General features: G+C 43.7%; 20 protein-coding genes. 5 read left to right on the top strand and 15 right to left on the bottom strand.

Translation table 11 applies throughout. The annotated features are described in order from the left end of the window. Position 1: 1 nt before the first annotated feature. Both ACOIT5_RS16385 and ACOIT5_RS16380 read right to left on the bottom strand, forming a co-directional pair. Positions 2-1459: an oligosaccharide flippase family protein gene (locus ACOIT5_RS16385; protein ID WP_423127235.1), complete on the bottom strand. Its 1458-nt coding sequence runs from the start codon at positions 1457-1459 to the stop codon at positions 2-4. Between the two features lie 62 nt (positions 1460-1521). Next, on the bottom strand, positions 1522-2739 hold the full coding sequence (locus ACOIT5_RS16380) for a Coenzyme F420 hydrogenase/dehydrogenase, beta subunit C-terminal domain (protein ID WP_423127234.1): 1218 nt from the start codon (positions 2737-2739) through the stop codon (positions 1522-1524). 279 nt (positions 2740-3018) lie between these two features. Here ACOIT5_RS16380 and ACOIT5_RS16375 point away from each other — a divergent pair, with 279 nt between their 5' ends. Further along, positions 3019-3399 (top strand): HU family DNA-binding protein, encoded by a 381-nt coding sequence (locus tag ACOIT5_RS16375; RefSeq protein ID WP_423127233.1) that lies wholly within the window; start codon positions 3019-3021, stop codon positions 3397-3399. Between the two features lie 1297 nt (positions 3400-4696). Here ACOIT5_RS16375 and ACOIT5_RS16370 read toward each other — a convergent pair. The 8 genes from ACOIT5_RS16370 to ACOIT5_RS16335 all read right to left on the bottom strand — a co-directional run bounded on the left by ACOIT5_RS16370 (position 4697) and on the right by ACOIT5_RS16335 (position 11329). Then, a complete protein-coding gene (locus tag ACOIT5_RS16370; RefSeq protein ID WP_423127232.1) occupies positions 4697-4930 on the bottom strand; it encodes a HepT-like ribonuclease domain-containing protein in 234 nt (77 codons plus the stop codon). A 136-nt stretch (positions 4931-5066) separates the two neighbouring features. Then, positions 5067-5360, bottom strand: coding sequence for a nucleotidyltransferase family protein (locus ACOIT5_RS16365; RefSeq protein WP_423127231.1), 294 nt, complete (start codon positions 5358-5360; stop codon positions 5067-5069). A gap of 135 nt (positions 5361-5495) precedes the next feature. Next, positions 5496-6566, bottom strand: a complete 1071-nt coding sequence (gene rfbB / locus ACOIT5_RS16360; protein ID WP_423127230.1) for a dTDP-glucose 4,6-dehydratase — start codon at positions 6564-6566, stop codon at positions 5496-5498. After that, complete coding sequence (gene rfbD, locus ACOIT5_RS16355; RefSeq protein WP_423127229.1) at positions 6563-7429, bottom strand: dTDP-4-dehydrorhamnose reductase; 867 nt, start codon at positions 7427-7429, stop codon at positions 6563-6565. The genes rfbB and rfbD overlap by 4 nt, the downstream gene beginning before the upstream one ends. Positions 7430-7448: 19 nt before the next feature. Further along, the gene (gene rfbC / locus ACOIT5_RS16350) at positions 7449-7997 is read right to left on the bottom strand and encodes a dTDP-4-dehydrorhamnose 3,5-epimerase (protein WP_423127228.1); all 549 of its coding nucleotides are present in this window, start codon (positions 7995-7997) and stop codon (positions 7449-7451) included. Continuing rightward, positions 7994-8869 carry a glucose-1-phosphate thymidylyltransferase RfbA gene (rfbA, locus tag ACOIT5_RS16345; protein ID WP_432205909.1) on the bottom strand — a complete coding sequence of 292 codons (876 nt, stop codon included), beginning with the start codon at positions 8867-8869 and terminating at the stop codon, positions 7994-7996. Before rfbA ends, rfbC begins: the two co-directional genes overlap by 4 nt. Positions 8870-8897: 28 nt before the next feature. Further along, positions 8898-10736 (bottom strand): glutamine--fructose-6-phosphate transaminase (isomerizing), encoded by a 1839-nt coding sequence (gene glmS, locus ACOIT5_RS16340; RefSeq protein WP_423127227.1) that lies wholly within the window; start codon positions 10734-10736, stop codon positions 8898-8900. Between the two features lie 41 nt (positions 10737-10777). Then, on the bottom strand, positions 10778-11329 hold the full coding sequence (locus tag ACOIT5_RS16335) for a UpxY family transcription antiterminator (protein ID WP_423127226.1): 552 nt from the start codon (positions 11327-11329) through the stop codon (positions 10778-10780). A gap of 475 nt (positions 11330-11804) precedes the next feature. Here ACOIT5_RS16335 and ACOIT5_RS16330 point away from each other — a divergent pair, with 475 nt between their 5' ends. The 4 genes from ACOIT5_RS16330 (at position 11805) to ACOIT5_RS16315 (ending at position 15444) form a co-directional block, all read left to right on the top strand. Continuing rightward, positions 11805-12383, top strand: a complete 579-nt coding sequence (locus ACOIT5_RS16330) for a bactofilin family protein (protein WP_423127225.1) — start codon at positions 11805-11807, stop codon at positions 12381-12383. A gap of 13 nt (positions 12384-12396) precedes the next feature. Then, entirely contained in the window at positions 12397-13440 is a 1044-nt protein-coding gene (locus ACOIT5_RS16325) for a hypothetical protein (protein ID WP_423127224.1), read from the top strand. Between the two features lie 609 nt (positions 13441-14049). After that, positions 14050-14193, top strand: coding sequence for a hypothetical protein (locus ACOIT5_RS16320; protein WP_423127223.1), 144 nt, complete (start codon positions 14050-14052; stop codon positions 14191-14193). Between the two features lie 84 nt (positions 14194-14277). Further along, complete coding sequence (locus ACOIT5_RS16315; RefSeq protein ID WP_423127222.1) at positions 14278-15444, top strand: hypothetical protein; 1167 nt, start codon at positions 14278-14280, stop codon at positions 15442-15444. A gap of 187 nt (positions 15445-15631) precedes the next feature. On the opposite strand, the gene ACOIT5_RS16310 is transcribed toward ACOIT5_RS16315, so the two are convergent. The 5 genes from ACOIT5_RS16310 to ACOIT5_RS16290 form a co-directional block, all read right to left on the bottom strand. Next, positions 15632-15823, bottom strand: a complete 192-nt coding sequence (locus tag ACOIT5_RS16310) for a cold-shock protein (RefSeq protein ID WP_423127221.1) — start codon at positions 15821-15823, stop codon at positions 15632-15634. A 265-nt stretch (positions 15824-16088) separates the two neighbouring features. Further along, entirely contained in the window at positions 16089-16499 is a 411-nt protein-coding gene (locus ACOIT5_RS16305; RefSeq protein ID WP_423127220.1) for an acyl-CoA thioesterase, read from the bottom strand. Positions 16500-16612: 113 nt separating this feature from the next. Beyond that, a complete protein-coding gene (locus ACOIT5_RS16300; protein ID WP_423127219.1) occupies positions 16613-18241 on the bottom strand; it encodes a hypothetical protein in 1629 nt (542 codons plus the stop codon). A 56-nt stretch (positions 18242-18297) separates the two neighbouring features. Next, positions 18298-19536, bottom strand: coding sequence for a glycosyl hydrolase family 28 protein (locus tag ACOIT5_RS16295; protein WP_423127218.1), 1239 nt, complete (start codon positions 19534-19536; stop codon positions 18298-18300). Between the two features lie 34 nt (positions 19537-19570). Further along, positions 19571-21514 (bottom strand): glycoside hydrolase family 127 protein, encoded by a 1944-nt coding sequence (locus ACOIT5_RS16290; protein WP_423127217.1) that lies wholly within the window; start codon positions 21512-21514, stop codon positions 19571-19573. Between the last annotated feature and the right edge of the window lie 31 nt (positions 21515-21545).

Here is a 21545-nt window from a genome sequence, read left to right as displayed (position 1 = left end):
ATCATTTCCTTTGATAAATATTTTTGATCAATGGATATAAATTCTCTGCAAAGTGTTTTCCAATCAAGCGTGGATAGAAAAGTATTACATGGGCAATCGTTAACAACTGAAATACGACCAGAAGACAATCGACAAATATTGATCTATGCAAGAAAAGAACAATAATAAGCCCTTCCAAGATTATAATCGCGGTGAGATTGAATGAACGTCTCAATGTTCTTAGCAAATCACGAATGCTATATTTAATGCCTGTAATTAAAACTGTAAGCTTTAAAAAAGCAATTATTACCTTGCAAATGACGATACTTGCAGCCACGATTTCAATGTTCCATCTGGAACCGATAAATATGGCTAAAGCCATTGATGCGCAAGAAAAAATCTGGTATATAAATAAAAGTTTTACTTTTCCTAAACTTCGGTAGTAACAATCTGCTAGTTGAGAGTTAAACTGAAATAATATCCCAACCGAGAGTATTTGAAACAACAATTGTAAATTCAACCATTGATTACCCAGAACTATTTTTATTATCAGTCCTGCATTGAAAATGAAGAGGGTAGTCAACAAAGAACCAATAACATTCAGATAGAACAACGAGTGATTGAATGATCTCTTTATCGATTCAGCATTATCTTGCATACCCGATAAAATGGGGAATAACGAGGTATCGTATATCCCTGCTATCTGGGTAGTTGCGGTCTTAATAAATTCATTAGGACGACTAAATCTTCCCAGTTCTGCTACTGAAAATAATTTTCCCAGTAATAGCTTATCCAACTGGACATAAACACTCATGAACAACCGACTTAATGTTAACCAACCGCCAAATGAGAGTATCGCTTTATAATCATCTTCATGGTACTTAAAAGAAAAACGGGTATTCGACAGATAGAAATAAGGAACAATATTCTTCAATAAACTATCACTTACAACAGCCCAAACCATTGACCAAACACCCAACCCCAAATATGCAAGTGTAATCCCAACAAAACCATATCCGACAATATGAGAGAAAACATTTATAAGACCAATTGTTTTAAATTTCAGATCCTTGATTAACAACGAACGTGCTACACTCCCTACACTATTTACAAATAGTGTAAATGCAATTATCTGCAAATAGGAAATTAAACTGCTATCTGCAAGTAATGAAGAAAGAGTCTTCGCAGACAAAAACAAGAGCACAGAAAAGACAATCCCCAATGAAAAGCTTAGTGTGAACGCTGCATTTATATATTGAGAACTTGTATCTTTCCGCTGTATGATTGAAGAACCTATTCCTGCTTCTGAAGCAAATAACAACACTCCTCTTATTCCCTGTATAATAGCATAGTAGCCGAATTCATCTTTAGTTAATAGCCGGGAAATAATCGCAAATGTAAAAAGCTCAACTGCACCGTATAAAATTGTTACAACTGCCTGCTCTGATAATCCTTTTGTTGTTGTTCGTAATAAGCTCATAAATAATAATGCTGAATATTTCGGAAAGCGATCAATCTGCCCTGCAATACATTAAATTTGATTTATCTAAAATAATTGAAGAACCCCACGTACTGGAGCATTAATCTCAATTTATGCAGTATAAAAACTTTCATTTCCGTACGAACTGAACTGCTTTCTTTTTTATATCCTTCATTAATATAGGGTATTCTGTAAAACAATCGTTTATACAGTTTAATTCTGGATTGTTGTCTGTATTTTTTTGATTTTATGTTTCCTTTCTGTGACTCAATGATATCTTTTACACTAATACCCTCATTTTGAATCACTCTCATTTCCTTCATTTGTCCGATTATCCCCGTGGCCTGATGTGTTCTGCAGATAACTATAGACCACGGATTAGAACTATCCGGCGTATGATTTAACCAAGCGTCGCCACAAGCAAAATCAGCAAGTTCTCCCGTTGCATCGACACATAAATGACATCTTAAAATTTTTGAATAACCAGTTTGTCCAACATATAAGGGGTATGGGATACGTACTTCTTTACGAGATGTTTTAAAAAGCATATTTCCCGGCTGCCCTTCTCCACGAAAACGAAATTCTATAATATCCTTACTATCAATGGCGTATTTTTTTGCCAGTGCATCAATATTACGATAATCTTTATATCCGCCACAAAAATTGGCGATTGTATATTTTATCTTCCTTTGAAATTCAACATCTGATTTTTGAATATTCCTGAATCCTGCAATATAACAAGGAGGTGCAACTATGGCAATTGTATTTTGACTTTTTTTTATTTCATCAATAGCTTCATCCATATTAACTGGACAATACTTTGATCCTTGAGACTTTACAATTTCATCATAATTATCAGTCAAATATGTTTTTGTTCTAGGTCCGTTATGGGTGTATACAAATTTTGTCACTAAAACTTTATCAACAAGTTTCTCTCGTAAAAGAAAAAGTAATAACTCCGTAATTATGCCTCCTGAAGATGCACGCTTTAATATCTTTGGTCTTAATGAACGAACTAAAAAGGCTTTATGGAAAAATCCCAATTCAAGCTGATATTGTATATCTGAACCTACATTGTATAATTCGGTTCCTCTCGAAACAATATCATATCCTACCGAAGGGCAAACCTGATAAGCTTCGCGCAAAACAGCAGCATTTACACCCTTAAACTGCGGGATAAACCTACCCCTGGAGGATTTATATTTTAACTCTAAACCTGCATAATGACAGATTCCACAACCTAAGCATAGATTATTAATCTTCGTAATATCTTTAATCATCTTAAAATCGATTTTCTCCGATCCAGTTTTCACACTGATTGGTCTTTTCACCTTTTTTATTGATCTGACAAAAGGTTCATGAAGTATTATCAATTACAACTAACTATCAGATTTTAACTAAACATCACCGTTCACCTGAAACTCAGATTAGCTATCACTTTTTTTATGTTCCTCAATATATTTAACATTTTTTAAACTGAAAAAAAAGGCAGATTGGTCGAATTTTCGGAAATTAACTCTCGATATGTTCACCAGTTATTCATTTCAAAATTCAAAAACATGTCGATTTTAATCAAAGCCGTGGAACGCAACAATCCACAAAAACCGGAAGAACCGCGTAAATTTTATGCAACCGTTGCCACACGCGGGATCATCGATCTGGATGGTCTGTCGGACCAAATCGCTCTGAATTCTTCGCTTAGCCGCGGGGATATCTACTCTGTTTTGCTTTCCCTGTTCGACGTTGTCCCCAGGGAATTGCTCGATGGAAAAATGGTCAAACTCGGAAACCTGGGCAGCATGTCGTTAAATCTCGATGGCCAGGGCATGGAGTCTGCCGAAAAAGTAACCGGCGATACGGTTAAGTCGGTACACCTTGTTTTCAGGCCGACCCAGGAACTGAGGGACGAACTGAGACATTTTTCGATTCGCACCAGCTAAACTTTTGGATGAAGGGTCCGGCGCTTTACTGCCGGATCTTTCAGAATATCCGGATAACATCGTTGGATTTTCCGCATATTACAAACGTATTTTCCGCATATTACAATTGAATTATCCGCATAATCGGATTGGATTTTCCGCATAATTGAAATGGATTTTCCGCATATCTCCTCCCATTGACAAAAAACTACCCGAACGGGTGGCGCGGTTTGTAAGCGCGTATTCAACTATTCGCCGGTTAAAAACCGACGCACCCGAACCGGGCTGTCTATTGTTTTGAACTTTCATCTGCCTGGTTATTTTCTTATATTTTTTGTCCTTTGGCCGGACGGGCCCTTCCTTTTTCAATCGATAAAAAGGAAGCAAAAATCTTGTCAAAACGAACCCTCGCCCGGGCGTTTTGACGGCCTGCGCACCGCTCCGGGATACTTTGTCTGAATCTAAAAACAGCGGTGTTTCCCTTGTCCCATATCCAAATGTCTGCTTTTTTGATGAGCTGTCGTTCCGCTCCGGCCTAGGGCGATTTTGAACCGGAAATGTGCTGCTTTTTTGCTTCATATTCCGCAATTCGATCCTGCAAAACCTGTGCGTAAACCGGATTGCTCAAAATATAATCGGTTTCATCGGCTGGTTGAATAAATATTTCAACGGTTTTATGCGGGAAAAGCTTTTAAATGGCCTCAACGAACTCAGGAGTAATTGCATCAGTATTAATTTTGAGTCCACTCCGAAAAGTCAAAAACCCCTAAATCCTCTGAAGGGGACTTCGAAGAGTTCATTGATTTTCAACGAGTTCCCCTTTAGGGGTCAGGGGTAAAGAAGTTGAAAATCAATGAACTCAGACTTTTCGGAGCAGACTCAATTTTTATTGTTGTCTTCATGCCAATTTTTTCTAAAAAAACAAAATATTTCCTTTCATCGTTGAATTTGTACTTCCACTCATTGATTTACGCACTGTCTCCCGAACGGGTGAAGCGGCTGGTCACCACGCATTCCATCATCGCCGGTTAAAAACCGACGCACCCGGGTCCTGCTGTCTATTGTTTTTGCACTTTCATCTGCCTGGTTATTTTCTTATATTTTTTGTCCTTTGGCCGGACGGGCCCTTCCTTTTTCAATCGATAAAAAGGAAGCAAAAATCTTGTCAAAACGAACCCTCGCCCGGGCGTTTTGACGGCCTGCCCTCCGCTTCGGGCTGCATCTGCCGAATCAAAAACTGCCGGGATCATTTTAATAATTCAATAAATTCGCCTGGAGTGAATATCTCTAATCCCGATTTTGAGAGACTGTTTAAATTTTATTCACTTTTAAGATCTGTTTCTATTCTGTTTAGTACGGTTCTTAACAATGGGATGTCTTCCTGCAGCGTCTTATAGATCTCCTCCGCATCTACATCAAAATAATGATGAACAATTATATCTCTCATACCCATAGCCTGTTTCCAGTTAATTTGAGGATATTGACACAGAAGTTCCCTATTGGTAATCTTATCCAGATTTTTTATGCTTTCTCCAACGGCAACTAATTTCATTCATATGCTGTCTAAAAGGATCATCCCGGCTTCTGAAGATACAAAATCGTCCGGCGACCGGAGGGTTACAGTTCTTTTTCGGATCGTCTCCAGATTTTCACCGACCAGACAGACAAGACTATATACCAGATCTTTATCAAACATAAAAGCCGTCTTTTATAATTCTTTTTTTCAGGAGCTGGTTCATTGATTTCCGTACCCTCACCAGATCAACCGGGCTTTCAAGTGTATTTTCAAGTTCCTCCTTAAGAGCAGCCACTTTAAACAGGCTCAATGGCTCTCCTTCATAATAAATATCCACGTCGCTTCCTTCTTTCTGTTCTTCCCTTGCAACAGAACCAAAAATGCCTATTCGGTAAATACCGTAAAATGAACCCCTCCTTTTTTGGAAGTTTGATAGAAGGTGCATGTATTGCTCTTTTGTCTTCACTATAAAAATTATATATGACGAAAATACTTCTATTTTATCAAAGATACCACGGATTCGTATAGATTTTTACTTTTCTTGTTTTAACGGCCTGCACACCGCTTAAGGCTTCATCCGCCGAATCAAAAGCGACAGGGATCATTTTAATATTTCTTTGTGTGCATACATCTCTTCATAGTATTTTGCATATTCACCGCTGGTCACCTGTTTCATCCAATCTTCATGATCGAGGTACCAACGAATGGTTTTTTCGATGCCTTCTTCAAATTGCAGGCTGGGTTTCCAGCCCAGTTCGGTCGTCAGCTTGGAAGCGTCGATCGCGTAGCGCAGGTCGTGCCCGGCGCGGTCGGTAACATGGGTGATCAGTTTTTCGGAATGGCCTTCTGCCCGCCCCAACAGCTTGTCTGTTAACCGGATCATGATCTTGATCAAGTCGATATTTTTCCATTCGTTAAACCCGCCAATGTTGTAGGTTTCGCCCGCTTTTCCCCGGTGAAAGATCAGGTCGATGGCGCGGGCGTGATCTTCGACATACAGCCAGTCGCGTACGTTATCGCCTTTACCGTATACCGGCAGCGGTTTGTTGTGCCGGATGTTATGAATAAACAAGGGGATCAGTTTTTCCGGGAACTGGTATGGCCCGTAATTATTGGAACAATTGGTGATGATCACCGGCAGCCCGTAAGTATAGTGATAAGCGCGCACAAAATGATCGCTGGCCGCTTTGCTGGCCGAATACGGCGAATGGGGATCATATTTGGTTGCTTCGGTAAAGCAGCTTTCGTCAAAGCCCAACGAGCCGTACACTTCATCGGTAGAGATGTGGTAAAACAGCTTATTGTTCCAGTCGCCGTTCCAATGTTGCCGGGCCGCCTGCAGCAACGACAGGGTTCCCATGACATTGGTTCGTGCAAAAGTAAACGGATCCTTAATCGACCGGTCGACATGGCTTTCGGCGGCCAGATGAATCAGCCCGTCGATCTGATACCGGTCGAAAACAGCGATAATTGTATCAAAGTCAACGATATCGGCTTTTACAAAACAATAATTGGGCTTCTCTTCCAGGTCTCTCAGGTTGGCCAAATTCCCGGCGTAAGTTAACTTATCGAGGTTAACGATCCGGTAATCCGGGTACTTATTGACAAACAAGCGGGTTACATGCGATCCGATAAATCCGGCTCCCCCGGTAATCAGGATATTTTTCTTCATAAGCTGCTTAAATGATTAATACAGGTAATTAACGAATCTCTCCAGTAGGGAATTTCGATACCAAAAGTTTGTTTCACCTTTGTTTTGTCCAATACCGAAAAATTCGGTCGTTTTACTTTTGCCGGGAACTGAGATGAATGACATGGGTGAATCTGGCATCCGACATTCCCGACAATCTGATCGATCTGGTAGGCAAAGTCATACCACGAACAAAGCCCTTCGTTTGAAAAGTGATATATCCCTTCCCTGCCCCGGTATAATTCGCTGTCAACAATCATCGTGATAAAAGCGGCCAGATCACCGGCATAAGTCGGCGTTCCCACCTGGTCGAAAACAACCGGTAAGTCTTTCTTTTCGGAGGTCAGTTTCAGCATGGTTTTTAAAAAGTTATGCCCGAATTCGGAGTACAGCCAGGCTGTCCGGATAATTAATGCTTTACATCCGGCTGCAATAATCGCCTGTTCTCCGGCCAGCTTGGTTTGTCCATAAACGCCCAAGGGCCTTGTCTCATGGTCCTCCGTATACGGTAAGCAGGCATCTCCCTGAAAAACATAGTCTGTTGATATGTGGATCAATGTTGCCGAAGCTTCGCAGCAGGCCCGGGCCAGGTTGGCAACCGCTTTATGGTTAATCAGATCAGCCGTTTCAAAATTATCTTCCGCCTGATCAACATTGGTATAAGCCGCACAATTGACAAGCACATCCGCCTTGTTTTCGTTCATCATTCGCCTAACAGCCTCCAAATCGGTGATATCCAATTCTTCAAGATCGGTAAAAAGATAATGGTTTTCGGATGTCTGGCTTTCACGGCGCACTTCGTTGCCTAACTGGCCATTCGCGCCTGTTACTAAAATTGTTTGCATGGACTTGTTTGGTTCTGAATCAGAATAAACAGGAAGCGTTTTTTAACCGGGGATGCTTTTTATCTTTTTCGGATAAGACGATATCACGGGGATCAATTTTCCAGTCGATATTTAGTTCCGGATCGTCCCAGGCAATGGCCCCTTCGTGCTGAGGAGCGTAATAGTTGTCGCATTTATACTGAAAAACGGCATTTTCGCTTAATACCACAAAACCGTGGGCAAACCCGCGCGGAATAAACAACTGGCGTTTGTTCCCGCCGCTCAGCTCTACAGCCACATGTTGGCCAAAAGTAGCCGAACCGTTCCGGATATCCACCGCTACATCCAACACCCGACCTTCGATTACACGTACCAATTTGGCCTGGGCATAGATCCCTTTTTGAAAATGAAGTCCGCGTAAAACACCATAACCGGATTTGGACTCATTATCCTGCACAAAAACAACCGGATCTGCTTCGTTTTGAAAATATTTTGCGGAGAAGGATTCAAAAAAGTATCCGCGGTCGTCCTCAAATACCCTGGGTTCAAGGATCAGCACATCCGCTATGTTTGTTTCAATGATATTCACTGGTTGCCGAGATTTAAGAGATATTGGCCATACTGGTTTTGTTTCATGGGAAGGGCCATTCTTTTAATATCGTCCAGGCTAATCCATCCTTTTGTATAAGCAATTTCTTCGGGGCAGGCAATTTTCAGTCCTTGTCTTTTTTCAATCACCTCCACAAAGGTGGATGCCTCGGCTAACGAATCGTGGGTTCCCGTGTCCAGCCAGGCAAAACCCCTGCCGAGCAGCTGGACGCGAAGCTCCCCGTCTTCCATGAATTTCTGATTTACCGATGTGATTTCCAGTTCTCCCCGGGCCGACGGTTTTATGTTTTTGGCCACTTCAACCACTTTGCCGGGATAAAAATATAATCCGACTACCGCGTAGTTCGATTTCGGATGCTGAGGTTTTTCTTCGATCGTGAGCACATTTCCCGTCTCGTCAAACTCGACCACCCCGTAACGTTCGGGATCTTTCACATAATAACCAAATACGGTGGCCAGTTGGTTTTCGGCATTTGTTACTGCTTCCGACAATACTTTACTAAATCCTTGTCCGTTAAAGATGTTATCGCCTAAAACCAGGCAAACCGGATCATCTCCGATAAACTCTTCTCCAATGATGAATGCCTGCGCCAGTCCGTCGGGTGAAGGCTGTTCGGCATAACTGATTTGCAAACCTAACTGGCTGCCGTCTCCAAACAATTTCCTGAAATTGGGTAAATCGGCAGGTGTGGAGATTATAAGAACCTCCCGGATACCCGCCAGCATCAGCACCGAAAGCGGATAATAGATCATCGGCTTATCGTATACCGGCAGCAATTGTTTAGAAATTACCTGGGTAATGGGATGCAAACGCGTACCGGCGCCACCGGCGAGAATGATACCTTTTATCATAAATATATCGAATTTAATGAGTAATCTGCTACTCCACCGTCACCGATTTGGCCAGGTTTCGGGGCTGGTCGACATTGCAGCCGCGTGCCAGGGCAATGTAGTAGGCAAACAGCTGCAGGGGGACCACGGTGAGCAGGGCGGCTACGGCCGGGTGCGAAGCCGGGATTTCGAACAGATCGTCGGCCATGTTGCGCAGGCCGTTGTCCTCGTCGGTCACCACCGCAATGATGTTCCCTTTTCGGGCTTTCACCTCCTGGATGTTGCTGACCACTTTCTCGTAATAACTGTCTTTGGCCGAAACCACCACCACCGGCAAATTATCGTCGACCAGGGCAATGGGGCCGTGTTTCATCTCGCCGGCGGCATATCCTTCGGCGTGGATGTACGAAATCTCTTTCAGCTTCAGGGCCCCTTCGAGAGCCACCGGGAACAGGTACCCGCGACCCAGGTACAGGGCATTCACGGCGTCCTTGTATTTTTCGGCAACCTGTTTGATGTGCGGGTGCCCCAGCAAAATAGTTTCCACTTTGCCGGGGATGGCCAGCATTTCGCCGATCAGCATCTTGTAGGTCTCCGGGGCGATTTGGCCGCGCTCTTTGGCCAGTTTGAAGGCAAAAAGGGTCAGCACGGTCACCTGTGCCGTGAAGGCTTTGGTGGAAGCCACCCCGATTTCCGTTCCGGCATGGGTGTAAACGCCGGCATCGGTTTCGCGGGCAATGCTCGATCCCACCACGTTGCAAATACCCAGGATCAGCGCTCCCTGTTCTTTGGCCATCTTCAGGGCAGCCATCGTGTCGGCCGTTTCGCCGCTCTGGCTGATGGCGATAATCACATCGCCCGGGTGGATGATGGGTTTGCGGTAACGAAACTCCGAGGCATATTCCACCTCAACGGGCACACGGGCATATTCTTCAATCAGGTATTCGGCCACCAGGGCGGCATGCCACGAGGTGCCGCAACCGATGATGATGATGCGCCCCGCATTCACAATCCGGGGGAAAACATCCAGCAGGCCGCCCAGCACAATCTCGTCCTGGTCGGCCCTGATCCGTCCCCGGTAAGTATCGCGGATGGTTTTGGGCTGTTCAAAGATCTCTTTCAGCATGTAATGCTCAAAGTCGCCCTTGTCCAGGTCGCCGATGCCCGCATCGATCCGGGTGACCTTAAAGTTGGCCGGCGCGTTGTTCAGGGTTTTCAGCGTCAGGCTCCCTTTTTCAACAATCGCCACATCGCCGTCGTTCAGGTAAATCATGCTGTCGGTGTATTCCACAATCGGGCTGGCATCGGAGGCCACAAAATATTCGCCCTGACCGATGCCGATCACCAGCGGGCTGCCCATGCGGGCGGCAATCATCCGTTCGTTCTCGCCGGAACAAAGCGCCACGATGCCGTAGGCGCCAACTACTTTCGACAAAGCCAGGCGAACGGCCATCTCGGCATCTGCTGCTTCATCCAGTCGGTAAAAGTATTCGATCAGGTTTACCAAGACTTCGGTATCGGTCTCGGTTTGAAAAACGTAAGCTTTGTCCTGGAGGTCTTTCTTTAGTTCCGCATAATTCTCGATAATCCCGTTGTGCACCAGCACAAAATCGCCGTTCATCGAGCAGTGCGGATGGGCATTGATGTCGTTGGGCTCGCCGTGGGTGGCCCAGCGCGTATGGCCGATGCCCAGGTGGCCGCTGAGGTCTTTTCCGGTAACCCAGGCTTCCAGTTCGCTCACTTTGCCTTTCTTTTTATAGGCTTTCAGCGAGGAGTTGTAAATGGCAATACCGGCCGAGTCGTAACCCCGGTATTCCAGCCGCTGCAAACCTTTGATCAGCACCGGGTACGCCTGCTGACCGCCTATATATCCTACAATACCACACATGTTTTTCTGTTTTGAGGGCAGGGCCGACGGAAGTAAAAAAATCAGGCTGATACCCGCCGTTTGGAAGCGGGATCTTTTAATATCTCAATCTCATTGAGCCCCAAATCAACCTGCACGGCATATCCTAATTTTTCAAAGCGGATCATAATCCATTTTTTACCCCGGACGTTTACCACTTCGCCCATCACACCTTTAAGCGGACCACTAGTGATTTTAACCATGTTTCCTTTAACGATGCGTTCGGTTGACACTTTAACCCCACTGTTATCATACTCCAAAAAAGATTTCAGCGCCTGGATCTGGCATTCCGGGATCACCGCCGGTTTATTATCAAACGTCACATACCTTAATACGCCGGTTGTTAAAAGGACATCATAATATTCGTCGATACTTACCCTGACAAATACATAACCCGGCAATAAGGGTTCTTCAATGGTCTTTATGCGGTCGCTCCATACGCGACGGGTCACTCTCAAGGGCAGATAACAATCAATACCCTTGCAGAGCAACTCTTCGTACACTTTCTTTTCTGTCCTGTAACGCAAATAAACCGCATGCCAATTGTATGTTCTTTTTGTTTTTATCCATTCCATAAAATATCCGTACTAATCGATAACTATTTATTTTTAAAACTCCCGATTAGCTTCCCAATCAACTCATTATCAAGGCTGTCATATTTATGAAAGGATGTGGTTTCTGACAGCTACGCTAATTGACCCACACCAGTGTAATTCTGATAAGGATCATTATTTCTGCAAGTATCGGAATATCCCGGATCATATCAAATATTCAGGCATAGACATGATGTGGACAAGTAAATATTGATGAAAATTATGCTCTATATATAAGACAGGAAACTCCTCTGTTTTATCGAAGTTAAACTCACTAAGGAACAAAAGGTCACATAAAATCCTGCAAATATTAGGCTGTCAATGTTTAATGTCCACGTTATGTACACGACCACTGTAGGCGGTATTGCATTTAAACTTCTCATCTTTGCAGTGCTTTAACAGGGATCTGTTTATCAGAAAAAGCGGACTTAATCAAGAAAGAGCGATTCGTTAGAAAATGAAACCGGAACAAAAAAACAGGGAGTTACATGTTAGTATCATTGGCTCCAGGATGCAAATAAAGGGACAAATTATATCGACCGATGATATCAGGATAGATGGCTTTCATTGTGGCAATATCAATACGAAAGGGAGTGTTGTTATTGGAACAAAAGGCAAAATAAACGGAAATATCTCCGCCCGAAATATCCTGATCCAGGGAAACGCGATGGGAGAAGTTGAAGCCCTGGAGAATTTCTCCATCGACGCTTTGGGGGCCTTCAAAGGAAAAGTGAAAACCCGTTATATCAAGATCAGCGAACAAGCTTATTTTGAAGGGGAATGCCAGATTGAAACCCCGGGGAGTATGAAGGAATTTGATCCTGAGAAAAAGGTCGGATCTGCCGCTTTCGCAGCTCCGTTAGTCAAAAAGCAGGCCGGGCAATCCAACGGACTGTTTGCTGACGAAAAGTCGGCCCCCACGCAGCTTAATCCGCCAGGATCAGGAGAACCGGACAATAGCAATCCGATCGACAGAAAAGAAAATCATACAAAACCAGCCCACAGCTTACTAACAAAATTATTATCTAACAAGTGAAATACGAATGAACATGAAATCAACTATCTCTTTTCCAAGTGTTTTTGAAGAAAACTACCGTAATTACGAGCAGGTAGCCAACAACTTTCTCCAGGGGATAAGAATCCTTGATTTTAAAGGGAAAGATTATATTGTCGGGGAATTTGCATTAAATGAAGGAAATGCTCCGCACAAATTTTTAAACAGTTCCGTTCAGGAGACCGATTATCAGTTGCTGGGTTTAACCGGCTTGCTGCTCGCCACGCAAGGGGCTTATTCGAACCTGATTTTAACCACTGGTTTTCCTTTCACAACCTACCTCCCGTTTAAGCAGGCGGCACAGGATTTTTTCTCCGGAACCCACAAAATTTCGTACGACAGCCGGCTTCTGGGTGAAAATGGCGTTGAAACCATCGAATTTTCAATTCCCCAGGTAGATGTGCTCACCGAAATAGAGGGATGTATAAAAACCATCCGGGAAGGGAATCTCAAAGAAAAAGACAATTTTTTTATTGCCAGTCTCGGCTATGGCACGTTTGAATTAGCCCTGTCGACACCAAGCGGGATTATCCACCGAACCACATATAGTTCAAGAGGGATTTCTTATGCCGTCAACTTACTGGAGAACGAACTTCAAAAACACTATTACCTGAATCTGCCATCCGAAAAACAGCTTGAACAAGCATTTCAGAGAGGTTCGATCATTATTAACCGGAGTGTTGTTGACTTAAAAGCCGTGAGACAAAAAATATTACACAGCTACTATACCGAAATCCTTTCACCGGTTATTCGCAAACGGTTCAGCGACGATGATTTCATGAAAGCTAAAAAATTCTATTTGGCCGGAGGAGGCGCCTTGTATGACGAGTTGGTCAACTACTTCAGAGATGAATTTAAAGATGTACTGGATGTAATTGTACTTCCCGAACCAAACCTGGCAGCCAGTAAAGGCTACTGTTTACATGCCTGCGAAATGGCCGAAAAATTAACAGATCAGCTGGAAGATAAAAGCAGTTATGCCTGCGTAGGCCTGGATATTGGCAATAGCAATACCGTCATCACGGTGAATAATTTATAGTTAATCTTTCCCGGGATGCGTTATTTGAATGTGTATTAACCCAATTAAATACGTTCAGACATCATCTAATAATTGAGCTAATGAAACCCGTCTTAAAATAAAATTGAGGCGGTTTTTCTTTTTTTAAACTTACCGGTCCCCGTCCGGATTCCTTCCCTTGCTTTCCGGTTCAAAATCGCCGTAGGTCACAGCCTGGACAAACGCATTTAAAAAAGTTTGATTTTAGCAGAAAGCTCCGCTGAGGAGCTTGTCGTCCTCATAACTCTTCATTATGTTTGAATGATTAATATTTTTGAAAGGCGGGTTTTTATTTGTTTTTCTTCACGCTTTTCATTCTGCTAATCCGATCCAGCTTTTATCTGCTTATGGCACCTCCCGATGAGCAGGGGCATCGGAGTTCCTTTGTATTATCGATGATCAGACTCAACTGAGAGAACAAAAGGTCATATAAAATTCTGCAAACATTAGGCGATCAATGCTTAATGTCCACGTTATGCACACAACCGGGCAAACGATATTGCGTTTAAACTTCTCATCTTTGCAATTCTTTAACTGATATCTGTTTATCAGGAACAGCAGACTTAATCTAAAAAAAGCGATTCGTAAAAAATGAAACCGGAACAAAAAAACCGGGAGCTGCATGTTAGCATGATTGGCTCCCGAATGCAAACAAAGGGGCAAATTATCTCGATGGCTGATATCCGTATTAATGATTTTCATTGTGGTGATATCAATACGAAAGATTTAAAATAAAATTAAGACTAAAGTTAGAGTTAATTAACCCTGGACTAAGGTTATTCGGGCTTAATGTCTGAATAACCTTTTTATCTTTTTGTTATGAAGAAGTATCTTATTTATTCTGTCTTGTTTTTTTGGATAATTACTTGCCAGGCAACGGAATATGGAAATATTTCAGTTGTCAGGGAAAATGGATTGTATTTTGCCACGAACGTAAGGATCAACAATGTGTTGGTCAAAGGACGGTTTTTGATTGATTCCGGTTCGGTTTCGCTACTTTCGTCTGATATTGCTCAGGAAACCGGAATTAAAAGGAAAAAGACAGTGACGATCACGGATGGGTATGGCACCAAAGAAAGTTTTTTTGGAAAAGGTGATATCGAAATAGATGGGATCACATTCAGCAATGTATTGTTTCATATTGCAGACAGCGTTGATATTGGACTTGGCATGTTTTGCAGTGTGGCAGGTATTATCGGAAATAACATTTTAAACGACAAGGCATGGCTTTTCACAGACAAGGATGTTCGGATTATCTCCGATGTAAATCAATATCTTTCGTCAAATCGTTTCTCATCTGCAAAATTGATCATGCAAGGGAAAAGAAATACTGTTCCGTATGTGGTAGTCAGCTTTGGAAAGCCCCGGGCAACGACACTCATTGATACCGGGGATAACGGATTATTGCAGATTACAAAGAATGTATTACCTTATATTCCGGATTCGGAGATCAGGGAAGGCAGAGGAAATGCATTTACAACACTTTTGGGGCATCAGAGTCTCGCAAATGATCCAACTTCGTCCGTTATACGAACAGACAAGATGATAATTGCCGGGATGTCATTATTTGCCCCGGTTGCTCATATTGAAGAAGATAAGGATGGATGGTCGGTGGGTACAAAATTATTCGACTTTTTCAATGTTCTTTTTGATTTCCCTCGCAAAAAGATTTACATCAGGGAAGCAGATGAAAAACCTGTATATGAAAACATTCGTACGCATGGCTTTTCTTTAATGATCAAAAAAGACAGCGTGTTGGTTGGGTTTGTTTGGAATGGCACTTCTGCCTGGAATAAAGGCATAGCGCCGGGCGACATTATATTGGGCATCAATAGCTTATCTCTGTCAGGTATTGAAGATATGCCGTCATGCGAGGTATGGCAACTGATTAACAAGGAGATGGGAAAAGAGAATATTAGCCTTGTAGCCAGGAACCGTATGGGGAAAATAAAAACTTTTTCTTTTACAAGGGAAGATCTTTTTTAACGTAATAATCAGGATCCCCACCCCTGATTATGTGTTTTGCCAATATCCTGATGATTACCAAAACAAGTAGTTTGCACGATAGCCGGAAACTCCACCGAAATTCCGGTTGATCCATCCCTGTCAACAACAAAAAAAGCCCCACATGACTGTGGGGCTCAAAATTTTAACTATCTGATGATCGGATAAACTATGCCAGTTTAACGTTGACCGCATTTAATCCTTTTTTCCCTTCCTGCAGGTCAAAAGTAACTTCATCGTTTTCACTGATGTTGTCAACTAAGCCTGATGCGTGTACAAAGTATTCTTTCGATGAATCTGTGTCTTTGATAAACCCGAATCCTTTCGAGTCGTTGAAAAATTTTACTGTTCCTTTATTCATTGTGATATAATTAATTTCGTGCAAAATACGCTTAATAATCAGAATATGAAGCATTTTTTGTTAAAAAATTTATTTTTTATCTCCGGAGTCAGAATTTGCCCGGTATTTTACATCAAAAAACGCCCGTTCTTTCCGGTTATCCGGCTGATTCCATTTTGCCTCGCTGATATCACCTCACCCCTGTGAAATCCATTTACTCAAAAGCATTTGAATGCAGAATATCATGAGGTCAGACCGATGAAAGCGTATTGATTGACAGACAACGCTAACTGATAAACTTATCAAAAGCCTCCACCAGTTGCGTGGGTGCCACCGGCCGTCCGGTTTGGTTATTTACTGTTGCAGCAGTCACTTTCCCTTTGACAATGAGCCTCATGTCGGGTGAGCGGTAAATATCCTGAAGAAAAATGAACTTCAGTTTGCCTTCGCGGGCCACATTTAACTTGCACACAAACTCGTCGCCGCTTTTTAAAGGATACTTATAATCGATTTCGATCCGGATTACGATGGCGTCGATGCCATCCCGGTGCATTTGAGAAAAATTCAGGCCTGCGCGTTCAAGAAACTCATGACGGGTATGCTCAAGATAATGCTGGTATACCGCATTATTCACAATTCCCTGAAGATCGCATTCATAGTCTCTCACCTTAAAAGGTAATTCAAAAATATATTCCATAATTTATGATCGTGAGCGGACAAAATTACATAAATCAAAAGAAGTTTTCACTGTTTCTTACAGCCAGGATCTTCAGTACAGACGTTTTATATTCCATTCAGTTAATCGACAGACTATTTGATCATGATACTAAATGTTTGCTCCACCGGTTCGGCTGACTGAATTTTTGGCTCCGCCAGACGCCCGTATTGCCAGGCAACCACCGTCACTTTTATCGGAAATTTACTGTGTGGCGGTATTTTGGTAAAAACCAGCTTCCCGCCTTCGATCCTTGCAGGGCCCTCTTTTACATAGAAGTAAACCGGCAAGCCGGAGCTTGACATTGCCTGAAGTTCCAGCGGTTTTGTCCCCACTGCCTGGTCGGGTATGCTATTGAATCTTATCTTTTGCACCTGTCCTTCGTCCAACCGCGTTGGAATATGCATGCAGAACTGCTGCACCGTACTTTTGTAATCCTTGTCGCCCGGATGATATGCCAGCAACCAAATAGCTCCGGTGCGTTTTGGATTGTTGAATCCCATCCGGTAAAAACGAACGGCGAAGGTGGTGTCATTCACCTTTTCAACGGGTCCGCAGATACGAGAAATAGTTGGGTTTCCTTTGGCATGACCGGATGTTAATTTTTGCCGGAGCGTATCGGTAAAAACAGCCTTCACTTGAAAAGTCAGGCCATCAGCTTCGGGTTCAAATTTTCCTCCAATCCGCGCATGCGACTTTTCATCAAAAGGCACCAACTGCCCTTCGTCCCAAAAACCAAGGTACTGGTGTTTTTTACCACGAACGCGCGCGTAATAATTTTCGGCAGCCGTTGCGACCGCTTCATCAAAATACCAAAACGCATCGTGCACATCGCCTTGGTAATGCAAAAAAGGCGCGGGGCTTGACCGTTTCTCCTGATCGGGGTGCCACCTTTCGGCCAACCATCCATCCTGAGGAATCAGTTTTGTTAGTTGCACAGGCTGATCCAGTACCTGAGTTTCGGGCAAACGGTATTGTGCTGCTTTTTTCAGAAAAAGCGACAGGTATTCCACCACTTCATCCGACACGTCAAAATGCCCGTGGCCGGTATCGCACAAAAAGGAGATACAGCTTTTGGGATACATCATCCGAAAAGCCAGCGCCGGATTTACCCGGGCTTCCCACCATTCATATTCACCTTCGATCATGAGGCCGGGAATGCCGTCAATATTCCGGGTACGCCCCCATTCCAGGTTTTCCCACCCGTAACCCGTCAGGTTTGTCCGGGGTGCGTCGCCTTTGTACGAAATAATGGCCAAAGTACATTCGGGGTTCCAAGCCGCAAAATTCCATGGGAAAGTGGCCATGGCCGAATGCCCCAGGGGAACAATTGGGGCATATTTCAGTTCTGAGTATCCGCTCACTTCGGCAAAATCTTCCATCATCGTATCGAAAGCCTGCTGACAACCGGTTTTTACATCCCATTGCTGGTCAATGCCGGGAGTCATCCATACGATAGCAAAGCCCAGTTCGGCCATCGTTTTCCTAAAAACAGGGTGGTCAAAGATCGTTTCCTCGCACATGTTGTGCTGTCCAAAAACAACTGCCCGAACTTGCTGACAATTATCGGGAATCCAAAGAAAGGCACGCGGATGGTCGTTGGTCTCAGGTGAAATAACTGACGTTACGGGGACAGACCATTGGTAAACGGCGGCATTCGCAAAAGATACCGAAACAAAACAACTCCAAAACAACAAGGCATACCTCAGCATCTTATTTTTCATTTAATCTCAACTATCTTTAAAACTGAAAGGTTTTAAAAACCTTCCAGTTTAATTTCTTACTTGCCAAATGTCAAATTATCAGAAAATTCACCAACCCGAATATCACCATCAGCAATATTCTCAATCAGCCTGCCATTGATTTTTAGTCCATCAATCCGTACCCCTTTCACCATCCGGTTTTTATCATACCCTGAGATGATGGAAGGATTGGCCGAATTGCCATCGCATTGAATATTCTTCAGCAACACATTCTCGATTCCACGCCCCGGAGCGCCGCTGTATTTTTCGTTGTAAACCACCCGAAAATTGAATAACTGTCCTTCCTGAAAATCTTCAACCCGAATGTTTTCGTAAGTAATGCTCCGGATTAGGTTGTTGTCGCTGCATGTTATAGCCATACATCCCTGGTAATCGCGGTCATCTTCATCGTGTTCCAAAATATCGATGTTGCTGAAAGTGATGTTTTCAATAGTATCGCCGCCAGCTTCTGAATTTCCGTGGAGTCCAATGTTGGTTGGGTGGGCAATGTCGGCCCAAAGTGTTGAGTTTTTGATTTCATAGTTTCGGGAACTTCCGTAAAAATACCAGCGATGGCCATATATAGCTATGCAATCGTCGGAGTTACGCATAAACACATCGTCGATCAGCACATCGGAACACGACATCAGGTCGATGCCATCACTCCAGCCCTTGCAACTGAACGACTTGATGTTTCGAACCGTCAGCCCGGTGGTTTGCCCGCCGTAAATGGTGTAATGGCTCGGGTTAATGAAAACCGGCCCGTCAACAATTACGTTTTGCAAGTCTTTGGGTTGATGAATGCCCGGGCCAAAATAGATCACGTTTGGATCATTTGGATCGGGCTTTTCTTCCAGGACTGAATTGGCAAACAAATGCAGGTTATGTAATTTGTCGCCATTCACTTCGAGCGAAATTTTGCGTGGCTGATCAAGTGAAAAATCAATCACTTGACCGTTAACTTCAGGAACGATTCCGTAAGAAAGCGGGCGGATTTGAACCGAATTGACCGCCCCGTTATTCTTTCTGATGCGGACGTCAACCTCTCCTTCAAAATCGAACGAAACCATCGAAGCTGTTTGTAAATCGTCCATATCCACATGAACTTTCCACTCAAACAGGTCGAGCCACTCCCCGCCTGGTTTCCGAACCTGTACCGTAAAATCATCGTTATGGGCAGCGTATTTCATACCGCCCGGAGCATCGTAAGTAACAAGTTCCTGCGCGTAAAGTGCAATTGAAATACAAAATAGCAGTATAGAACTAAGTAGTCTCATGAATACTCATATTTATATGGTTATTACTCTGTGATCATTTTAATTCCCAATACACCACGTACCGCTCTCGGTGCAAGTCGTAAAGCGGGATGAAGGTAAAGTCCTTTCCGCTGGAAACACCAACTGTTTTAAAGGTCAGCGATTGCCCATCAACCGGCTTCAACCATTCCTTTACAGGCTTGCCTCTCACATTCAACTCGTTGGAGAGTGTTGCCGGGACCTTGTATTCGTAGGTGTAATAGTCGTTGTGCAAGTTTGGGTTGGAATAAGGCGCAGGAGACTCCATCCCTTCGGTCCCCATTTTTGCAGCCAGGACAATTGGCCCGTATGAAAGCGACACCACTTCGGGATTGGCTGAAGGATTGACCTGCAACTCCATCGGAAAATCAATTTCAATTTTGTCGTCATTTTTCCAACTGCGTTCCAATGAAATATAGCTGCCGGGACTTTGCTTCACCCGAACTTTTTTACCATTTACTTTTACCGAGGCCCCGGCAGTTGCCCACGATGGATAACGAATGCTGATGGTCAGTTTTTGGGTTTGATTGGCTTTTACTGTAAATGTACTGGTTGACTCTTCCGGGAATTTTGTTTCCTGAAGGACCGATACCCCCTTGGCTTTCCAGTTTAATTCAGAAGGAATGAAGAGATTAACAAAGAGCTCATCGTCGTTGTGGTAATAAATAGCTTCACCATATTTGGCCTGATTTTCAAATCCGGTTCCCACGCAGCACCAAAACGAACTGTCGGGCGTGCTGTACACTTTATGTGCCCCGGGCAGCATGGGCAAAAAATAGGAGATCATGCCTGTTTCCGGATCCTGTTGCCCGAGAATGTGGTTATACAGCGCTTTCTCGTAGTAATCGGCCAGTTTCGGGTCAACATCTAAGTTAAACAGGTGGCGTGTGAGTTTGAGCATGTTGTAAACATTGCACGATTCAGCCGTGTAGCCGGAAAGGTGCTCGTGCTGGTGGTCGGGTTCAAAAAATTTCTCCCTGTCGCTATTACTCCCGGTGCAGAATGAATGATGGTCAACCACCGTATTCCAAAAGAAACCGGCAACCGTTTTATTCTGCTCCGGTTCACCAATTTCGTAGGCCCGAACCAATCCAATCAGTTTTGGGATGAAGGTATTGGCATGTTTCTTTTCCAGGTTATCTTCCTGGCTCAAAAGCGGGTTTAATGTTTCTTCGTGATAGAAAAATTCGCCCAGCCATTTGTATTCGGATTTTCCAGTAATTTGGTAAAGGGTATAAAATGAATCGTTTACCCCTCCAAATTCATTACGGATCATCCTTTTGCGTTCCTCGGAGATAACTTTTGACAGTTTGTTATAGGCCCAGTCACCCATTTTCGTAACAATTTGCAAAGCCTGCTGATTATCGCAGTACAGGTACTGATCGATTAATCCTGAATACAATTTGTGCAAGGTGTACCAAGGCGCCCAAACGCTTGTTCCGGCAATATTCCGGTTAATTAAATTCTCCGGATAAGCGCTTAGGTAACCTTCCTCTCCTAATGCTTTCTGAACAACAGCTAATCCGCTCACCAAACTATCTGCCTTTAGCTTGTATTGTTCGTCACCAGTGCTGGCATACAACATGGCCAAACCAGAAAGGATATGCCCGGTGGTGTGCCCACGCAATTCGCAGTCGAGCGACTCCCAGCCCCCCAGCTTGTCAACCGAGTCGTAGCCTCCTTCCAGGCCTGCCCACACGCCGGCGTTGGTGCGGAAGCTGTGCAGCAGACGATCGACTCCCAGCGATAAAATCCATCGGCTTTCACGCTCCATATTTTCGGTAAAACGCGAAGGCAACAGTTTGATATCGCTCATTTCAAAAGCGTATGCCTTGATCGGTGCTGTTTCTTTTATGGCCAGCTTTTCTTCGTGCTGACCGGGATAATGAGACTGGGCAGCAGCACTTAAGCCCACTCCCGCTAGGGCTACTATCAAAGCTATTTGTGTAAATCTGTTCATCCTATTCATTTTAGAGTGATTCTTGTTTTGC

The sequence above is a fragment of the Gaoshiqia hydrogeniformans genome (assembly GCF_049347105.1).
Taxonomy (GTDB): domain Bacteria; phylum Bacteroidota; class Bacteroidia; order Bacteroidales; family Prolixibacteraceae; genus Gaoshiqia; species Gaoshiqia hydrogeniformans.
The sequence above is the reverse complement of the archived record's forward strand: the minus strand, read 5'-3'. Positions and strand labels throughout refer to the sequence as shown.